The organism is Leclercia sp. UBA1284 (assembly GCF_002308415.1).
GTDB classification, from domain to species: Bacteria; Pseudomonadota; Gammaproteobacteria; order Enterobacterales; family Enterobacteriaceae; genus Enterobacter; species Enterobacter pneumoniae.
The window spans coordinates 1,780,222-1,796,335 of sequence record NZ_DBUS01000006.1 but is presented as its reverse complement, the minus strand read 5'-3'; the positions used below and the strand labels follow the sequence as shown (position 1 = coordinate 1,796,335).

At 56.9% G+C, this 16,114-nt stretch carries 14 protein-coding genes; 13 read left to right on the top strand and 1 reads right to left on the bottom strand.

What is annotated here, in order from left to right:
• The first annotated feature begins 23 nt into the window (after window positions 1-23).
• The 13 genes from tar to B3511_RS11815 all read left to right on the top strand — a co-directional run bounded on the left by tar (window position 24) and on the right by B3511_RS11815 (window position 14,273).
• Entirely contained in the window at window positions 24-1,691 is a 1,668-nt protein-coding gene (gene tar, locus B3511_RS11875; protein ID WP_286782489.1) for a methyl-accepting chemotaxis protein II, read from the top strand.
• A gap of 44 nt (window positions 1,692-1,735) precedes the next feature.
• The gene (tap, locus tag B3511_RS11870; RefSeq protein WP_046885089.1) at window positions 1,736-3,337 is read left to right on the top strand and encodes a methyl-accepting chemotaxis protein IV; all 1,602 of its coding nucleotides are present in this window, start codon (window positions 1,736-1,738) and stop codon (window positions 3,335-3,337) included.
• A 19-nt stretch (window positions 3,338-3,356) separates the two neighbouring features.
• Window positions 3,357-4,223, top strand: coding sequence for a protein-glutamate O-methyltransferase CheR (cheR, locus tag B3511_RS11865; protein WP_040075093.1), 867 nt, complete (start codon window positions 3,357-3,359; stop codon window positions 4,221-4,223).
• On the top strand, window positions 4,220-5,269 hold the full coding sequence (locus B3511_RS11860) for a protein-glutamate methylesterase/protein-glutamine glutaminase (protein ID WP_286782487.1): 1,050 nt from the start codon (window positions 4,220-4,222) through the stop codon (window positions 5,267-5,269). Before cheR ends, B3511_RS11860 begins: the two co-directional genes overlap by 4 nt.
• A 16-nt stretch (window positions 5,270-5,285) precedes the next feature.
• Window positions 5,286-5,675, top strand: coding sequence for a chemotaxis response regulator CheY (gene cheY / locus B3511_RS11855; protein ID WP_046885090.1), 390 nt, complete (start codon window positions 5,286-5,288; stop codon window positions 5,673-5,675).
• A gap of 10 nt (window positions 5,676-5,685) precedes the next feature.
• A complete protein-coding gene (cheZ, locus tag B3511_RS11850) occupies window positions 5,686-6,330 on the top strand; it encodes a protein phosphatase CheZ (protein WP_040075096.1) in 645 nt (214 codons plus the stop codon).
• 145 nt (window positions 6,331-6,475) lie between these two features.
• A complete protein-coding gene (flhB, locus tag B3511_RS11845; protein WP_207291976.1) occupies window positions 6,476-7,624 on the top strand; it encodes a flagellar biosynthesis protein FlhB in 1,149 nt (382 codons plus the stop codon).
• Window positions 7,617-9,695: a flagellar biosynthesis protein FlhA gene (gene flhA / locus B3511_RS11840; protein ID WP_046885092.1), complete on the top strand. Its 2,079-nt coding sequence runs from the start codon at window positions 7,617-7,619 to the stop codon at window positions 9,693-9,695. The genes flhB and flhA overlap by 8 nt, the downstream gene beginning before the upstream one ends.
• Entirely contained in the window at window positions 9,695-10,087 is a 393-nt protein-coding gene (flhE, locus tag B3511_RS11835) for a flagellar protein FlhE (protein WP_212475592.1), read from the top strand. Before flhA ends, flhE begins: the two co-directional genes overlap by 1 nt.
• Window positions 10,088-10,291: 204 nt before the next feature.
• On the top strand, window positions 10,292-10,720 hold the full coding sequence (locus B3511_RS11830; RefSeq protein ID WP_286782483.1) for an arginine:ornithine antiporter: 429 nt from the start codon (window positions 10,292-10,294) through the stop codon (window positions 10,718-10,720).
• Window positions 10,721-10,757: 37 nt separating this feature from the next.
• Window positions 10,758-11,288, top strand: coding sequence for a DUF805 domain-containing protein (locus B3511_RS11825; RefSeq protein WP_286782481.1), 531 nt, complete (start codon window positions 10,758-10,760; stop codon window positions 11,286-11,288).
• 257 nt (window positions 11,289-11,545) lie between these two features.
• Window positions 11,546-13,123 (top strand): MFS transporter, encoded by a 1,578-nt coding sequence (locus tag B3511_RS11820; protein WP_286782479.1) that lies wholly within the window; start codon window positions 11,546-11,548, stop codon window positions 13,121-13,123.
• A 10-nt stretch (window positions 13,124-13,133) separates the two neighbouring features.
• On the top strand, window positions 13,134-14,273 hold the full coding sequence (locus B3511_RS11815; RefSeq protein WP_286782477.1) for a glycoside hydrolase family 88/105 protein: 1,140 nt from the start codon (window positions 13,134-13,136) through the stop codon (window positions 14,271-14,273).
• A gap of 35 nt (window positions 14,274-14,308) precedes the next feature.
• Here the strand turns inward: B3511_RS11815 and argS are convergent, their stop codons facing one another.
• A complete protein-coding gene (gene argS / locus B3511_RS11810; protein ID WP_207291972.1) occupies window positions 14,309-16,042 on the bottom strand; it encodes an arginine--tRNA ligase in 1,734 nt (577 codons plus the stop codon).
• Window positions 16,043-16,114 lie beyond the last annotated feature (72 nt).

The window sequence follows — 16,114 nt, the reverse complement described above, 5'->3', positions numbered from 1 at the left end:
ACCAATCCAGGAGAAGGTGTTGTATGTTGAACCGTATGCGCGTTGTCACAATGCTGATGTTAGTGCTGGTTGTCTTCGCACTTCTGCAGCTGATTTCCGGCGGTCTCTTTTTCTCATCGTTAAAGGAAAATCAGGAGAGCTTCGCCGCATCCAATGATTTACGCCTGCAACAAAGCGAGCTGACCACCACCTGGGATCTGATGCTGCAAACCCGCATCAACCTCAGCCGCTCCTCCGCCCGGATGATGATGGATCCTAATAACCAGCAGAGCAGTGCCAAAACGGAACTGCTGAAGAATGCGCGTACCACGCTGGATGAAGCCGGTAAACACTACGAGGCCTTTAAGGCTATCGCGCCGCTACCGACAATGGTCGATGCCAGTAACAATATTGAAGAGAAGTACCGCAACTATGCTGCCGCGCTGGCGGAGCTGATTCAGTTCCTCGAAAGCGGGAACATGGATGCCTACTTTGCCCAGCCGACGCAGGGGATGCAGAACGCGCTCGGCGCCGCGCTTGGCGACTACGCCAAAGCCAGCGCCGAACAGTATCACACCGCCTTTAGCGAAAGCGCCAATGACTACCAGTTTGCTAAATGGCAAATGGCATCGCTGGCACTGGCGCTGGTCATTGTGCTGGTCGGCGTCTGGTACGGCATTCGCCATATTCTGCTCAACCCGCTGGGGCGCGTCATTACCCACATCCGTGACATTGCCAGCGGCGATTTGACCCAGACGCTGGTGATTTCCGGGCGCAACGAGATCAGCGAGCTGGCCAGCAGCGTGGATCATATGCAGCGCTCCCTTAGCGAAACGGTAACCAACGTGCGTCACGGCTCTGATGCCATCTACGACGGCACCAGCGAAATCGCCATGGGTAACAATGACCTCTCCTCCCGCACCGAGCAGCAAGCCTCCGCGCTGGAGGAGACCGCTGCCAGCATGGAACAGCTGACCGCGACGGTAAAACAAAACGCCGACAATGCGCGTCAGGCCTCGCAACTGGCAGAAAGTGCGTCGGAAACTGCCCAGCGCGGCGGGAAAGTGGTGGATGGCGTGGTGAAAACCATGCACGAGATTGCCGATAGTTCGCGAAAAATCGCCGACATCATCAGCGTGATCGACGGTATTGCTTTCCAGACCAATATTTTAGCCCTCAACGCCGCGGTAGAAGCTGCCCGCGCCGGTGAGCAGGGGCGTGGCTTCGCTGTAGTAGCAGGGGAGGTACGTAATCTCGCCAGCCGCAGCGCCAATGCCGCCAAAGAGATCAAAGCGTTAATCGAAGACTCCGTCTCGCGTGTGGATACCGGCTCGGTGCTGGTCGAGACCGCCGGCGAGACCATGAATGACATCGTGAATGCGGTGACCCGCGTAAACGACATCATGGGTGAAATCGCCTCGGCATCTGATGAACAGAGCCGGGGTATCGATCAGGTCGCTCTGGCGGTATCAGAGATGGATCGGGTAACACAACAAAACGCCGCGCTGGTGCAGGAATCCGCTGCGGCGGCCGCTGCGCTGGAAGACCAGGCGAGTCGTCTGAAGATGGCCGTCTCGGCGTTTCGTCTTACTGCAGCACCTACAAAATTGGTTTCAGCCCGCAGAAACCCTGGTACGACGGCATCCGCCGCCGCGCCAGGCAGCTTGCGCGTGCCGACAGCCGGACAAGAAGAGAACTGGGAAACATTTTGACTGAACTTTAAACCGCGGCTGCTGGCCGCTGAATGGGAGCGTGGATGTTAAATCGTATTCGTATCTCGACCACACTGTTTTTGATTCTGATCCTTTGCGGTGTGTTGCAGGTTGGCAGTAACGGGTTGTCTTTTTGGGCGTTTCGCGATGGCTATCAGAATTTGCAGGAAGTCGAGACCAGCAATCAACAACGCTCCGCACTGGCGCAGACCCGCGCCGTGCTTTTACAGGCCAGCACCGCGCTCAACAAGGCGGGAACTTTAACCGCGCTGAGTTATCCGCCGGATGACATTAAAGCGCTGATGGTAACCGCGCGCGACAGCCTGAAGCAGGCTGACACGATGTTTAAGGCTTTTATCGCGCAGGATACCCTCAGTGAGCAGGGTAAAAAACTGCGTACAGACATGCAGAAAGGGTATGCCCAGTGGCACGGCGATCTGGAGCACCAGGCCACATGGCTTGAAAACAATCAGCTGTCGGACTTCCTCACCGCGCCGGTGCAGGAGTCGCAGGCGGCGTTTGATAAGAGTTTCAATGCCTGGCAGCTGGAGATTAACCACTTCGTCGAGAAGGCGGGGGCCGACAGCCGCACCAGTTATCACATGTCTGGTGTGATCTTCACCACCGTGGTGATTCTGGCCGCGCTGCTGACCAGCGCGGCGCTGTTCTGGTCGCGCAGGATGATCGTGCAGCCGCTGGCGATCATCAGCAGCCATTTCGACAGTATCGCCAAAGGCGATCTTGCCCGTCCGGTGGCGGTGTACGGTAAAAACGAAATATCGGCGATCTTTGCCAGCCTGAAGGCGATGCAGGGATCGTTACGCGAAACGGTGAGTAATGTGCGGCAAGGTAGCTATGCCATGCACACGGGGATTTCAGAGATCGCCGAAGGCAACAATGATCTCTCTTCCCGCACCGAGCAGCAGGCGGCCTCGCTGGCGCAGACGGCAGCCAGCATGGAACAGCTGACGGCGACCGTCAGCCAGAACGCCGATAACGCTCGCCAGGCATCTGGCCTGGCGCAGAGCGCTGCGCAGACGGCGAAAAAAGGGGGCGATCAAGCAACCCACGTGGCGCGCACCATGTCGGATATCGCCACCAGCTCGCAGAAAATTGGCGACATTATTAGCGTGATTGACGGTATTGCGTTCCAGACCAACATCCTGGCGCTGAACGCGGCGGTAGAAGCTGCCCGAGCCGGGGAGCAGGGACGGGGATTTGCCGTTGTCGCCGGTGAGGTACGTAATCTGGCCAGCCGGAGCGCCAACGCGGCAAAAGAGATCAAAGTGCTGATTGAAGAGTCGGTCTCCCGCGTTCAGCAGGGTTCCGAACTGGTAGACACCGCCGCGAAGACCATGACGGAGATCGTCAGTTCGGTGACGCGTGTGAACGACATTATGGGAGAGATTGCCTCCGCATCGGATGAGCAGCGCCGGGGAATTGAACAGGTTGCCCAGGCCGTAAGCCAGATGGATCAGGTAACGCAACAGAACGCCGCCCTTGTAGAAGAGGCGGCCGCCGCTACCGACCAGTTAGCCAACCAGGCGGATCACCTAACCTCGCTGGTGGCCGTTTTTAATGTAAGTGAGCAGGTCGTAAAAGTAACAGAAGTCGGACGGTCACAAGCCGTGCCAGTGGGATCCTGAAAGTGATAAAGAAGGCGCTATGACATCATCTCTGCCCTCAGGGCAATCGTCATTACTTATGCAGATGACACAGCGCCTCGCGCTGTCCGATGCGCATTTCCGTCGGATATGTCAGTTAATCTACCAGCGTGCCGGGATCGTGCTAGCCGATCACAAGCGCGACATGGTCTACAACCGCCTGGTTCGGCGGTTGCGGACCCTGGAACTGGACGATTTTGGCCGCTACCTGGGCATGCTCGAAGCAAACCCGAACAGCGCGGAGTGGCAAGCGTTTATCAACTCGCTGACCACCAACCTGACGGCATTTTTCCGCGAAGGCCATCACTTTCCGGTGCTGGCGGAGCATGCTCGTCGGCGTAGCGGAGAGTACCGGGTCTGGAGCGCGGCGGCCTCAACCGGAGAAGAGCCCTATTCACTGGCGATTACGCTGGCGGATACGCTCGGCACCGCGCCGGGGCGCTGGAAAGTGTTCGCCAGCGATATCGATACCGAAGTGCTGCAGAAGGCGCAAAGCGGTATCTATCGTCAGGATGAGCTGAAAACGCTGTCGCCCCAGCAGCTACAGCGATACTTCATGCGCGGTACCGGCCCGCACGAGGGGCTGGTGCGGGTGCGTCAGGAGCTGGCCAACAACGTGGAGTTTACCCAGCTGAACCTGCTGGATAAGCAGTACAACGTGCCGGGACCCTTTGACGCAATTTTTTGCCGTAACGTTATGATCTATTTCGACAAAACGACGCAACAGGAGATTCTGCGTCGCTTTGTACCGTTGCTCAAGCCGGACGGATTACTGTTTGCCGGGCACTCGGAGAACTTCAGCAACCTCGTGCGTGAGTTTAGCCTGCGTGGGCAAACGGTATATGCGCTGAGTAAGGATAAAGCATGAGTAAAATCAGGGTCTTGTCAGTCGATGATTCGGCATTGATGCGCCAGATCATGACCGAAATTATCAACAGTCACAGTGACATGGAGATGGTGGCAACGGCTCCCGATCCGCTGGTCGCCCGGGATTTAATTAAAAAATACAATCCCGACGTGCTGACGCTGGATGTCGAAATGCCGCGGATGGACGGCATCGATTTCCTGGAAAAATTGATGCGTCTGCGCCCGATGCCGGTGGTGATGGTCTCCTCGCTCACGGGTAAGGGCTCTGAAATTACGCTGCGAGCCCTGGAGTTGGGGGCGGTAGATTTTGTTACCAAACCGCAACTGGGGATCCGCGAAGGCATGCTGGCCTACAGCGAGATGATAGCGGAGAAGATCCGCACCGCCTCCCGGGCGCAGATCGCGGCGCATAAGCCGATTGCCGCACCGGCAACCCTGAAAGTGGGGCCGCTGCTCAGCTCGGAAAAACTGCTGGTTATTGGCGCGTCAACCGGGGGAACAGAGGCAATTCGCCATGTACTCCAGCCATTGCCGCTCTCCAGCCCCGGTATTCTGATTACGCAGCATATGCCGCCGGGCTTCACCCGTTCTTTTGCTGAGCGGCTGAACAAACTGTGCCAAATCAGCGTGAAAGAGGCGGAAGATGGCGAGCGCGTGCTGCCGGGACATGCTTACATCGCGCCGGGCGATAAGCACATGGAGCTGGCGCGCAGTGGCGCAAACTATCAAATCAAAATTCATGACGGGCCGCCGGTTAACCGGCACCGTCCGTCGGTGGATGTGCTGTTTCATTCGGTGGCGAAACATGCGGGGCGCAACGCCGTTGGGGTGATCCTGACGGGGATGGGCAACGATGGTGCCGCCGGAATGCTTGCAATGCACCAGGCTGGCGCCTGGACGATTGCGCAGAATGAAGCAAGTTGTGTGGTGTTCGGCATGCCGCGCGAGGCCATCAATATGGGTGGCGTGAGCGAAGTGGTCGATCTTAGCCAGGTAAGCCAGCAGATGCTGGCAAAAATCAGTGCCGGACAGGCAATACGTATTTAAAGAGGAGTGTAGTTTTATGGCGGACAAAGAGCTCAGATTTTTGGTTGTGGATGACTTTTCCACCATGCGTCGCATCGTGCGCAACCTGCTGAAAGAGCTGGGCTTCAACAACGTTGAAGAAGCAGAAGACGGCGTAGATGCGCTGAACAAACTGCAGGCGGGCGGCTTCGGTTTTGTCATCTCTGACTGGAACATGCCTAACATGGACGGTCTGGAGCTGCTGAAAACCATTCGTGCCGACAGCAATATGTCTGCGCTGCCGGTGCTGATGGTGACCGCAGAAGCCAAGAAAGAGAACATTATTGCTGCCGCACAGGCGGGGGCAAGCGGATATGTGGTGAAACCGTTCACTGCTGCAACCCTGGAAGAGAAACTCGGCAAGATCTTCGAGAAACTCGGCATGTAAGGTGGTGAATATGATGCAGCCTGCAATTAAACCCGCTGAGGAGCATTCACCCAGCGAAATCATCGCCCGTATCGGTAGCCTGACGCGCATGCTGCGCGACAGTCTGCGCGAATTGGGTCTGGATCAGGCGATTGCCGAAGCCGCGGAAGCGATTCCGGATGCGCGCGACCGTCTCGATTATGTGGTACAGATGACCGCTCAGGCGGCTGAACGTGCGCTGAACAGCGTTGAAGCGTCTCAGCCGCACCAGGACGAAATGGAGAAGGGCGCCAAAGACCTGACCAAACGCTGGGATGAGTGGTTCGAAGACCCGATTGAGCTCTCTGATGCGCGTGAGCTGGTGACGGACACCCGTCAGTATCTGAAAGCGGTGCCGGGTCATACCAGCTTCACTAACGCCCAGCTGCTGGACATCATGATGGCGCAGGATTTCCAGGACCTGACCGGTCAGGTTATCAAGCGGATGATGGATGTGATCCAGGAGATTGAGCGTCAGTTGCTGATGGTACTGCTGGAAAATATGCCAGAGCCTGCCGCCCGTCCGAAGCGTGAAAACGAAAGCCTGCTCAATGGCCCGCAGCTCGACACCACCAAAGCCGGTGTGGTTGCCAGCCAGGATCAGGTCGACGACCTGCTGGACAGCTTAGGTTTCTAATCTGAATCGCTCCGGTTTTGGCAACGAAACCGGAGCTTTTTTGCCTATATCCGAAAAACCTGCCCTTTTTGACCCTTACTCTGCCCATTAGCTTTGCAGGCGGCTGGCATGATATTGCCAAACTTCTACCTGCGGGACGCTTGCCGTGGCAGACGACAGCGACGACAAAACAGAAGCCCCCACACCCCACCGACTTGATAAAGCGCGTGAGGAAGGGCAAATACCCCGATCCAGAGAACTCACCTCCCTGCTCATTTTAGTGGTAGGCGTGTGCATTATCTGGTTTGGCGGGGAGTCTCTTGCCCGCAGGCTGGCAGGGATGCTTTCGGCCGGGCTGCGTTTTGACCACAGTATGGTTAACGACCCCAACCTGATCCTCGGGCAGATTATTCTGCTGATTAAAGGCGCTATGGTGGCGCTGTTGCCGCTGATTGTCGGCGTGGTTCTGGTGGCGCTTATCTCCCCGGTTCTGCTCGGCGGGCTGGTCTTTAGCGGTAAATCGCTGCAGCCTAAGTTTTCCAAGCTTAACCCGCTGCCCGGTATTAAACGCATGTTCTCCGCCCAGACCGGCGCCGAGTTGCTGAAAGCGATTCTGAAAGCGACGTTGATGGGCAGCGCCGCAGGCTTCTATCTGTGGCTGCACTGGCCTGACATGATGCGGCTGATCAGTGAATCGCCCGTCACCGCCATCTCGAATGCCCTCAACCTGGTTGGCTTGTGCGCTCTGCTGGTGGTGCTGTCGATCATTCCGATGGTGGGCTTTGACGTCATCTTCCAGATTTACAGCCACATCAAAAAACTGCGGATGTCCCGCCAGGATATCCGCGACGAATATAAGCAGATGGAAGGCGACCCGCACGTGAAGGGGCGTATCCGTCAAATGCAGCGCGCCGCTGCCCGACGCCGCATGATGGAGGATGTGCCAAAAGCGGACGTGATTGTCACCAACCCGACGCACTACTCCGTGGCCTTGCAGTACGACGAAAACAAAATGAGCGCGCCGAAGGTGGTGGCGAAAGGGGCGGGGCTTATCGCCCTGCGAATTCGTGAGATTGGTAGTGAAAATCGCGTGCCGATGCTGGAGGCGCCACCGCTGGCGCGTGCCCTCTATCGCCACGCTGAAATTGGACAGCAGATCCCAGGTCAGCTCTATGCCGCGGTAGCGGAAGTGTTGGCGTGGGTTTGGCAGTTGAAGCGCTGGCGTCTGGCCGGCGGTCAACAACCTGTGAAACCGGTGAATTTGCCAGTGCCTGAAGCGCTGGATTTTTTGAACGAGAAGGACACTGATGGCTAATCTGGTGGCAATGTTGCGCCTGCCCGGCAACCTGAAATCGACGCAATGGCAAATCCTTGCCGGCCCGATTCTCATCCTGCTAATTCTGTCGATGATGGTACTGCCGCTGCCGGCATTCATCCTCGATCTGCTTTTTACCTTTAACATTGCACTGTCCATTATGGTGCTGCTGGTGGCGATGTTCACCCAGCGCACGCTGGACTTTGCCGCGTTTCCAACCATTCTGCTGTTTACCACCTTGCTGCGCCTGGCGCTGAACGTGGCCTCAACCCGTATCATCCTGATGGATGGCCATACGGGGGCTGCGGCAGCGGGTAAAGTGGTGGAAGCCTTTGGCCACTTCCTGGTGGGCGGCAACTTCGCCATCGGCATCGTGGTGTTCGTGATCCTGGTTATCATCAACTTTATGGTTATTACCAAAGGTGCGGGACGTATCGCCGAAGTGGGCGCGCGTTTCGTGCTGGACGGAATGCCGGGCAAACAGATGGCGATCGACGCCGACCTGAACGCCGGGCTGATCGCCGAAGATGAAGCGAAAAAACGTCGTTCGGAAGTGACCCAGGAAGCGGACTTCTACGGCTCGATGGACGGGGCGAGTAAATTCGTGCGCGGCGATGCCATCGCGGGGATCCTGATCATGGTGATCAACGTGGTGGGGGGGCTGCTGGTTGGGGTTCTGCAACACGGTATGGATATGGGACATGCCGCCGAAAGCTATACGCTGCTGACCATTGGTGACGGCCTGGTAGCACAGATCCCTGCGCTGGTTATCTCTACCGCCGCGGGCGTTATCGTTACCCGCGTGGCTACTGACCAGGATGTGGGTCAGCAGATGGTTGGCCAGCTTTTCAGCAACCCAAGCGTGATGTTGCTGAGCGCCGCCGTTCTGGGTCTGCTGGGTCTGGTACCTGGCATGCCTAACTTTGTCTTCCTGCTCTTCACCGGTGCGCTGTTGGGGCTGGCGTGGTGGCTGCGCGGACGTGAAACCAAACCGAAGGCGGAGCCTGCGCCGGTGAAAATGCCGGAGAACAGCCAGGCGGTTGAAGCGACCTGGAATGATGTTCAACTGGAAGACTCCCTGGGTATGGAGGTGGGTTACCGCCTCATCCCGATGGTTGATTTCCAGCAGGACGGTGAGCTGTTGGGGCGTATTCGCAGTATTCGTAAGAAGTTTGCCCAGGATATGGGCTTCCTGCCGCCGGTAGTGCATATCCGCGACAATATGGATCTGCCGCCTGCTCGCTACCGTATCCTGATGAAAGGGGTAGAGATTGGCAGTGGTGATGCTTATCCGGGGCGCTGGCTGGCCATTAACCCAGGCACGGCGGCGGGGACGCTGCCAGGGGAGCAGACCACTGACCCGGCGTTTGGCCTGGCGGCAATCTGGATTGAGAGCGCCCTGAAAGAGCAGGCGCAAATTCAGGGATACACCGTGGTGGAAGCCAGTACCGTTGTGGCAACCCATCTTAACCACCTGATTGGCCAGTTCTCGGCCGAGCTGTTCGGCCGCCAGGAGGCGCAGCAGTTGCTTGACCGCGTCACCCAGGAGATGCCGAAGCTGACGGAAGATCTGGTACCGGGTGTAGTGACCCTCACCACGCTGCATAAAGTGCTGCAGAATCTGCTTGAAGAGAAGGTGCCTATCCGCGATATGCGTACCATTCTGGAAACCCTGGCCGAGCACGCGCCGCTGCAAAGCGATCCGCATGAACTGACGGCGGTGGTGCGCGTGGCGCTGGGTCGTGCCATAACTCAACAATGGTTCCCGGGCAACGACGAGGTGCAAGTGATTGGCCTTGATACGCCGCTTGAACGTCTGTTGCTTCAGGCATTGCAGGGTGGCGGTGGCCTGGAGCCTGGGCTGGCAGATCGCCTGCTGGCTCAGTCGCAAGAAGCGTTGCGCCGTCAGGAGATGCTGGGGGCACCGCCGGTGCTGCTGGTCAACCATGCGCTACGTCCACTGCTCTCGCGCTTCCTGCGTCGCAGCCTGCCGCAGCTGGTGGTTCTGTCGAATCTCGAACTGTCGGACAACCGTCATATTCGTATGACCGCCACCATTGGAGGCCAGTAATGCGCAAATTACTCTGGCTGTTGGTTTTACCTTTTATGGCGCAGGCGGCGGGTGAGGGGAGCTGGCAGGCCAGCAGTATCGGTCTGACCCTGAACCACCGGGGAGTGGCCGCCTCTTCCAGACCACTGTCGGCCAGTGAGCCGGTCTCCGGTCTGATGACGCTGGTGGCCTGGCGCTATGAGCTCAATGGCCCGATTCCCGCAGGGCTGCGGGCGCGTCTCTGTTCGCAATCCCGTTGTACCGAGCTGGACGGACAGAGCGGCACCACCCATGCCTTCAATAACGTACCGGCTGCCGAGCCGCTGCGGTTTATCTGGGAAGTGCCGGGCGGTGGTCGCCTGATCCCGGCCCTGAAAATTCAGCGTAACGAAGTGATTGTCAACTACCGCTAATCCGCTGCTGCCGCTCCACTCAGGTGCGGCAGCGCTATTTCCCTCTGTCATGCTTCCCCGCCTGCCCCTGGTAATAATGCAATTAAGTGGATAATTGTCCCCCTGCGAATATACTGGCGATCTAAGGTTCCGGTATTTTATTTATCTATATTCTGTTTTTGATAACTCACAAAAATAATTAGCACGACGAAAAAGGCACAGGGAATGCGGTATTTATCTAAGGTCTCTCTGTTTTGGGGCGCAATGGATGCGTTATATTGCGCAGGGTATTTAACGGAAAATCTTGTTCAGCAGCGTATCCCGCTGGTGGATGATGTGATGAGCTTCAGCGACCTCTATACGCAGCATGGGGGAGGTGGCTGGCTGATAGGGGGATTTATTCTCTCGTTCGTCACCACGCTCTCCATTGGGGTCTCTGCCGCCCTGTGGTTCTGCCGGCCGCATTACGCTCGCTGGCTGGCGCTGGGGCAAACGCCGTTGCGGCTGTTGATGGTTGTCCCGTCGGTCTCTTTTTTACCCTGGATTATGCACGGCCTGAATATTCACAGCGTCGCCCTCGCGCTCAGTCTGTTAATTGCTTCGGAGATCCTGAAGGTGGCCTCACTGTTATTAACCAAACGGCTAGAAACCTGAGCGCTCTCTTTTACTAACACACAAACAAGGAAGGAAAATGAATAAAACGGCGATGGAATGCTACACCGAAGGCTGGAAGAAAATAGGGGATTACCGGGGGCGTTCGACACGGCGTGCGTTCTGGTTATTTATATTCTTCAATATCATCATTTTATTATTTATAGCGGTGCTGACCTATTTGGGTCTGACCCTGAGCGTGACGGACGAGACCGGTCGTGGCGGTATGTTGCTGGTGTGGGGCTGGTATGTCTTACTTCCGCTTGGCGGTCTTGCCCCGCTGGTGCTCCTGCCGCCGATCGTAGCCGCGGGGATCCGCCGGATGCACGATATCGGTAAATCGGGCTGGTGGTTCGGCGGGCTGCTTTTCGCCAAACTGGCTGGCTTGCCGCTGCTGACTACTCTGGCTTCGCGGCTCCTGCCAGTTAATGCCGTCAACCTGTGGGTTATCCCCATGGCGAGCTTAGCGGGGACCGTGATGTCCTGTGTTCTCCTCTGGCTATGCTGTAAACCGACGGTTCCTGGTAATGAACCCCGCCCTGATACCCGCCGCCCAGGCGCACTGCTCTGATCACTTTTTGCCCAGTCATCAGGCGAATCTGATGACTGGCTCGCAATTCTGACCCTCTCTTTTGAAGCAAAAGAAACACTGTTTTATAAATCAGTGACACGCGTAGTGAGTCTCTTTGCATTTTTGCCAGATGGTTTCCCCGGGTGGCAGAAACAGAAAGGTATCCCACTGGTGATACTCTTACTGTAGCCGTGTAATCACTCCCGTAAAGAATGTGGTTGTCAGGGAGTCTCCCAAAACTTACAGGGTTGACGGCAATGAAAACACGTAAAATTGGACTCACAAACTACCTGGCCTACGGATCAGGCGATTTTCTTGGGGCCGGCACCACCGCGCTGACGGCCGCATGGCTTTTATACTTCTACACCACCTTCTGTGGCCTTACCCCTATCGAAGCCACCTTTATTTTTGCCGCGGCAAGGGTGCTGGATGCGGTGGTGAGTCCGCTGATGGGCTTCCTCACCGATAACTTCGGCACCACCTGGCTTGGCAAACGCTTTGGCCGTCGCAAATTCTTTATTCTGCTGGGTATCCCGTGCGTCTTCAGCTACTCGCTGATGTGGGTCGGTGACATGAGCTTCTGGTACTACCTGCTCACCTATCTGGTGTTTGATATTGTCTACACCATGATTCTGGTGCCGTATGAGACCCTGGTACCGGAGATGACCGATGACTTCAAACAGAAGACCAAATTCTCTGGTGCCCGTATCTCTATGGCGCAGATGTCAGCGATTCTCGCCTCGTTCCTGCCGGGTGTCCTGCTGACCGCATTTGGCAAAGACAACCCGATCTCCTTCTTCTATGCCAGCCTGGTCTTCTCGGTGCTCTGCGCCCTGATGCTGACCTTCGTCTGGTTCTTCACCTGGGAACGACCGCGTGAAGAGTGGAGCGAAGCGGCCCTGCGTGCGGAAGAAGAGAAGAAGAGCCTGACCCTGAGCCAGAGCCTGAGCCGCCTGATCACAGAATTGAGCTCAACCCTGCGCATCAAGATCTTCCGCCAGCATCTGGGGATGTACCTTGGGGGGTATATCGCACAGGATGTGTTCAACGCCGTATTCACCTACTACGTCGTATTTGTGCTGATGCAGGAAGCCTCCATGGCCTCTAACCTGCTGGGCACCATGGCTATCTTCCAGTTCATCGCGGTTATCGCCATGATCCCGCTCTGCATCCGCTTCGGACCGGCGCCTTCGTATCGCATGGTTGTTGTGCTCTTTGGTCTGGCCTCGCTCTCCTATGCGGGTCTCTATTATGCCGGCTTAAGCGACGTCTACTCTCTGCTGCTGCTGATCTCTGCGGTTGCGGGCCTGGGTCGCGGCGGGATCAACTATGTGCCATGGAATACCTATACCTACATCGCCGATGTGGATGAGGTCGTGACCGGCCAACGCCGCGAAGGGATCTTTGCTGGCATCATGACGCTGACCCGTAAAGCGTCCCAGGCGGGTGCCGTCATGCTGGTGGGGATTGTGATGCAGATGTCCGGCTTCGTCAGCGGCCAGAAAGTGCAGGCTGAAGGGGTGAGTCATACCATTCTGATGATCTTAAGCGTGGGGACCATTCTGGTGTTGATCTGCGGCTTCCTGGTCTCTCTGCGCTTCAAACTCAATCTGCAGACCCACAGTGTCCTGCGGGAAGAGACGGCAAAAATGCGTGAAAGTGGCAGGGCAATGCCTGAAGCGGCAACCCCGCAAGCGCGCGCCACCGTGGAAATGCTGGCCGGTATGCCTTACGAGTGTCTGTGGGGTAACAACAATATCGGTTATCTGAACCGCAACAAGCCCGCTGCGCCGTCTCTGAAACATCGTGCATCACTGAATTCGACATTTAACTGAGGTTAAGAATATGAAGGTTTGGCCTGTCAAACATAGCCCATTACTGCGTCAGCCAGAGCGGTTTATCGCCCGGGATGAACTGAAGTCGCTGATTGAAAAGGTGACGCATAACCTGGTGAACATTCACGATAAGACCGGTGAGTTTTTACTGCGGCTGGACGACGGGCGCGTGATCGATACCAAAGGCTGGGCGGGGTGGGAGTGGACGCACGGCGTTGGTCTCTACGGTATCTGGCAGTACTACTGCCAGACCGGTGATGAAGGGATGCGCGATATTATCGACAGCTGGTTCCGCGACCGCTTCAACGAAGGGGCCACCACCAAGAACGTCAATACGATGTCACCCTTTTTAACCCTGGCCTACCGGTATGAAGAGAGCCGCAATCCGGCCTGGTTGCCCTGGCTGGAGAGCTGGGCGGAGTGGGCGATGAACGAGATGCCGCGTACCGATCACGGTGGCATGCAGCACATCACGCTGGCGGAAGAGAACCATCAGCAGATGTGGGATGACACTCTGATGATGACCGTGCTGCCGCTGGCAAAAATCGGTAAGCTGCTCAATCGTCCCGAGTATGTGGAAGAGGCGGTTTACCAGTTCCTGCTGCACGTACAGAACCTGATGGATCGGGAGACCGGCCTCTGGTTCCACGGCTGGAATTACGACGGCCAGCACAACTTTGCCAGGGCGCGCTGGGCGCGTGGCAATAGCTGGTTAACCATTGTGATCCCGGATTTCCTGGAGCTGGTGGATCTGCCGAAACAGAATGCGGTGCGCCGTTATCTGGTTCAGGTATTGAATGCGCAAATCGCTGCGCTGGCTAAATGCCAGGATGAGAGTGGCCTTTGGCACACGCTGCTCGACGATCCTGACTCCTATATGGAGGCCTCTGCCACGGCAGGCTTTGCTTACGGGATCCTGAAGGCGGTGCGCAAAGGGTACGTCGGCGCAGAGTATGCCGGGGTGGCAGAAAAAGCGATTCGCGGCATTGTGAAAAACATTTCGCCGGAAGGGGAGCTGCTGCAAACCTCATTCGGTACCGGGATGGGCAGCGATCTGGAGTTCTATCGCCAGATACCGCTCACCTCCATGCCGTATGGCCAGGCCATGGCGATACTCTGTCTGACGGAGTATTTGCGAAAATACTTCTGATAAGAAAAAACCCGGCGATTGCCGGGTTTATTTTTTTACATGCGCTCGACGGTTTCGATGCCCAGGGTGTCCAGACCCAGCTTCAGGGTCTTCGCCGTAAGCTGCGCCAGCTTCAGGCGACTGTTACGCACGGCTTCGCTCTCGGCAGAGAGGATAGGGCAGTGTTCGTAGAAGCCAGAGAAGAGGCCAGCCAGGTCATACAGGTATGAGCACATCACGTGCGGGGTACCGTCACGGGCGACCACAGAGAGCGTCTCTTCAAACTGCAGCAGGCGTGCTGCCAGCTGGGCTTCACGATCTTCAGAGATGACTACCGCTGCGGCGGCAAGGGCCGCTTCATCCACTGCCGCTTTACGGAATACGGAGAGCACGCGGGTATAGGCGTACTGCATGTAAGGAGCCGTATTGCCTTCGAAGGCCAGCATGTTATCCCAGTCGAACACATAGTCCGTGGTACGGTTCTTGGAGAGATCCGCATATTTAACCGCGCCGATACCGACCGCGTTAGCCAGTTTTTCCAGCTCGTCCGCCGCCATGTCCGGGTTCTTCTCCGCCACCAGACGGCGCGCACGCTCCAGCGCTTCGTCCAGCAGATCGGCCAGCTTCACCGTACCGCCAGCGCGGGTTTTGAACGGCTTACCGTCTTTACCCAGCATCATGCCGAACATGTGGTGTTCCAGCGGTACGGAGTCCGGCACGTAACCGGCTTTACGCACGATAGTCCACGCCTGCATCAGGTGCTGGTGCTGGCGAGAGTCAATGTAATAAAGAACGCGGTCCGCATGCAGCGTTTCGTAGCGATATTTGGCGCAGGCGATATCGGTGGTGGTGTAGAGATAGCCGCCATCCTTCTTCTGGATGATGACGCCCATAGGTTCGCCTTCCTTGTTTTTATACTCATCAAGGAAGACCACGGTCGCACCTTCGCTCTCGACCGCCAGCCCTTTGGCCTTCAGATCGGCCACAATGCCTGGCAGCATAGGGTTATAGAGGCTTTCACCCATCACATCCTTGCGGGTGAGGGTCACATTCAGGCGGTCGTATGTGATCTGGTTCTGGGACATGGTGATGTCCACCAGCTTGCGCCACATCTGCAGGAAGTACTCGTCGCCGCCCTGCAGCTTAACAACGTAGCTACGCGCGCGCTCGGCGAAGGCTTCGTCTTCGTCGTAGTGTTTTTTCGCTTCGCGGTAAAAACCTTCCAGGTCCGCCAGCGCCATTTCACCGGCGTTTTCCTGCTGCTGCTTCTCGAGATAAGCGATGAGCATCCCGAACTGGGTACCCCAGTCGCCAACGTGGTTAGCGCGGATTACCTTGTGGCCCAGGAACTCAAGCGTACGCACGGCCGCATCACCGATGATGGTGGAGCGCAAATGGCCTACGTGCATCTCTTTCGCCACGTTAGGGGCCGAGTAGTCCACCACGATGGTTTGCGCTGCCGGCTGGTTTACGCCCAGACGGTCAGATTTCAGCGCCGCGTCAACGTGGCTGGCAAGGAAGGCCGGGTCGAGGAAGATATTGATGAAGCCCGGTCCGGCAATTTCAGTTTTGCTGGCGATACCGTCAAGATCCAGATGAGTGAGTACCTGCTCTGCGAGTTGTCGCGGCGCCATGCCCAGTTTTTTAGCTACGGCCATCACGCCATTTGCCTGATAGTCGCCAAACTGTACTTTAGCTGACTGACGAACCTGAGGTTCGCAATCCGCAGGCGCGCCTGCGGCAATCAGTGCCTGACTGACTTTATCTGAGAGAAGTGCCTGAATATTCACCTGGATACCTTACTTTTTTGCTGCGGCAGACCAACCATCCGCGCCAGTTTAAGAATGAGGCCGGGAGTATAC

What these genes read in the sequence shown, in the direction of transcription:
- B3511_RS11815 (WP_286782477.1), top strand. Translation starts at nt 13,134, where the DNA reads ATGAAGGTTTGGCCTGTCAAACATAGCCCATTACTGCGTCAGCCAGAG.
- cheY (WP_046885090.1), top strand. Translation starts at nt 5,286, where the DNA reads ATGGCGGACAAAGAGCTCAGATTTTTGGTTGTGGATGACTTTTCCACC.
- flhE (WP_212475592.1), top strand. Translation starts at nt 9,695, where the DNA reads ATGCGCAAATTACTCTGGCTGTTGGTTTTACCTTTTATGGCGCAGGCG.
- tap (WP_046885089.1), top strand. Translation starts at nt 1,736, where the DNA reads ATGTTAAATCGTATTCGTATCTCGACCACACTGTTTTTGATTCTGATC.
- flhA (WP_046885092.1), top strand. Translation starts at nt 7,617, where the DNA reads ATGGCTAATCTGGTGGCAATGTTGCGCCTGCCCGGCAACCTGAAATCG.
- B3511_RS11825 (WP_286782481.1), top strand. Translation starts at nt 10,758, where the DNA reads ATGAATAAAACGGCGATGGAATGCTACACCGAAGGCTGGAAGAAAATA.
- cheZ (WP_040075096.1), top strand. Translation starts at nt 5,686, where the DNA reads ATGATGCAGCCTGCAATTAAACCCGCTGAGGAGCATTCACCCAGCGAA.
- cheR (WP_040075093.1), top strand. Translation starts at nt 3,357, where the DNA reads ATGACATCATCTCTGCCCTCAGGGCAATCGTCATTACTTATGCAGATG.
- B3511_RS11820 (WP_286782479.1), top strand. Translation starts at nt 11,546, where the DNA reads ATGAAAACACGTAAAATTGGACTCACAAACTACCTGGCCTACGGATCA.
- tar (WP_286782489.1), top strand. Translation starts at nt 24, where the DNA reads ATGTTGAACCGTATGCGCGTTGTCACAATGCTGATGTTAGTGCTGGTT.
- B3511_RS11830 (WP_286782483.1), top strand. Translation starts at nt 10,292, where the DNA reads ATGCGGTATTTATCTAAGGTCTCTCTGTTTTGGGGCGCAATGGATGCG.
- B3511_RS11860 (WP_286782487.1), top strand. Translation starts at nt 4,220, where the DNA reads ATGAGTAAAATCAGGGTCTTGTCAGTCGATGATTCGGCATTGATGCGC.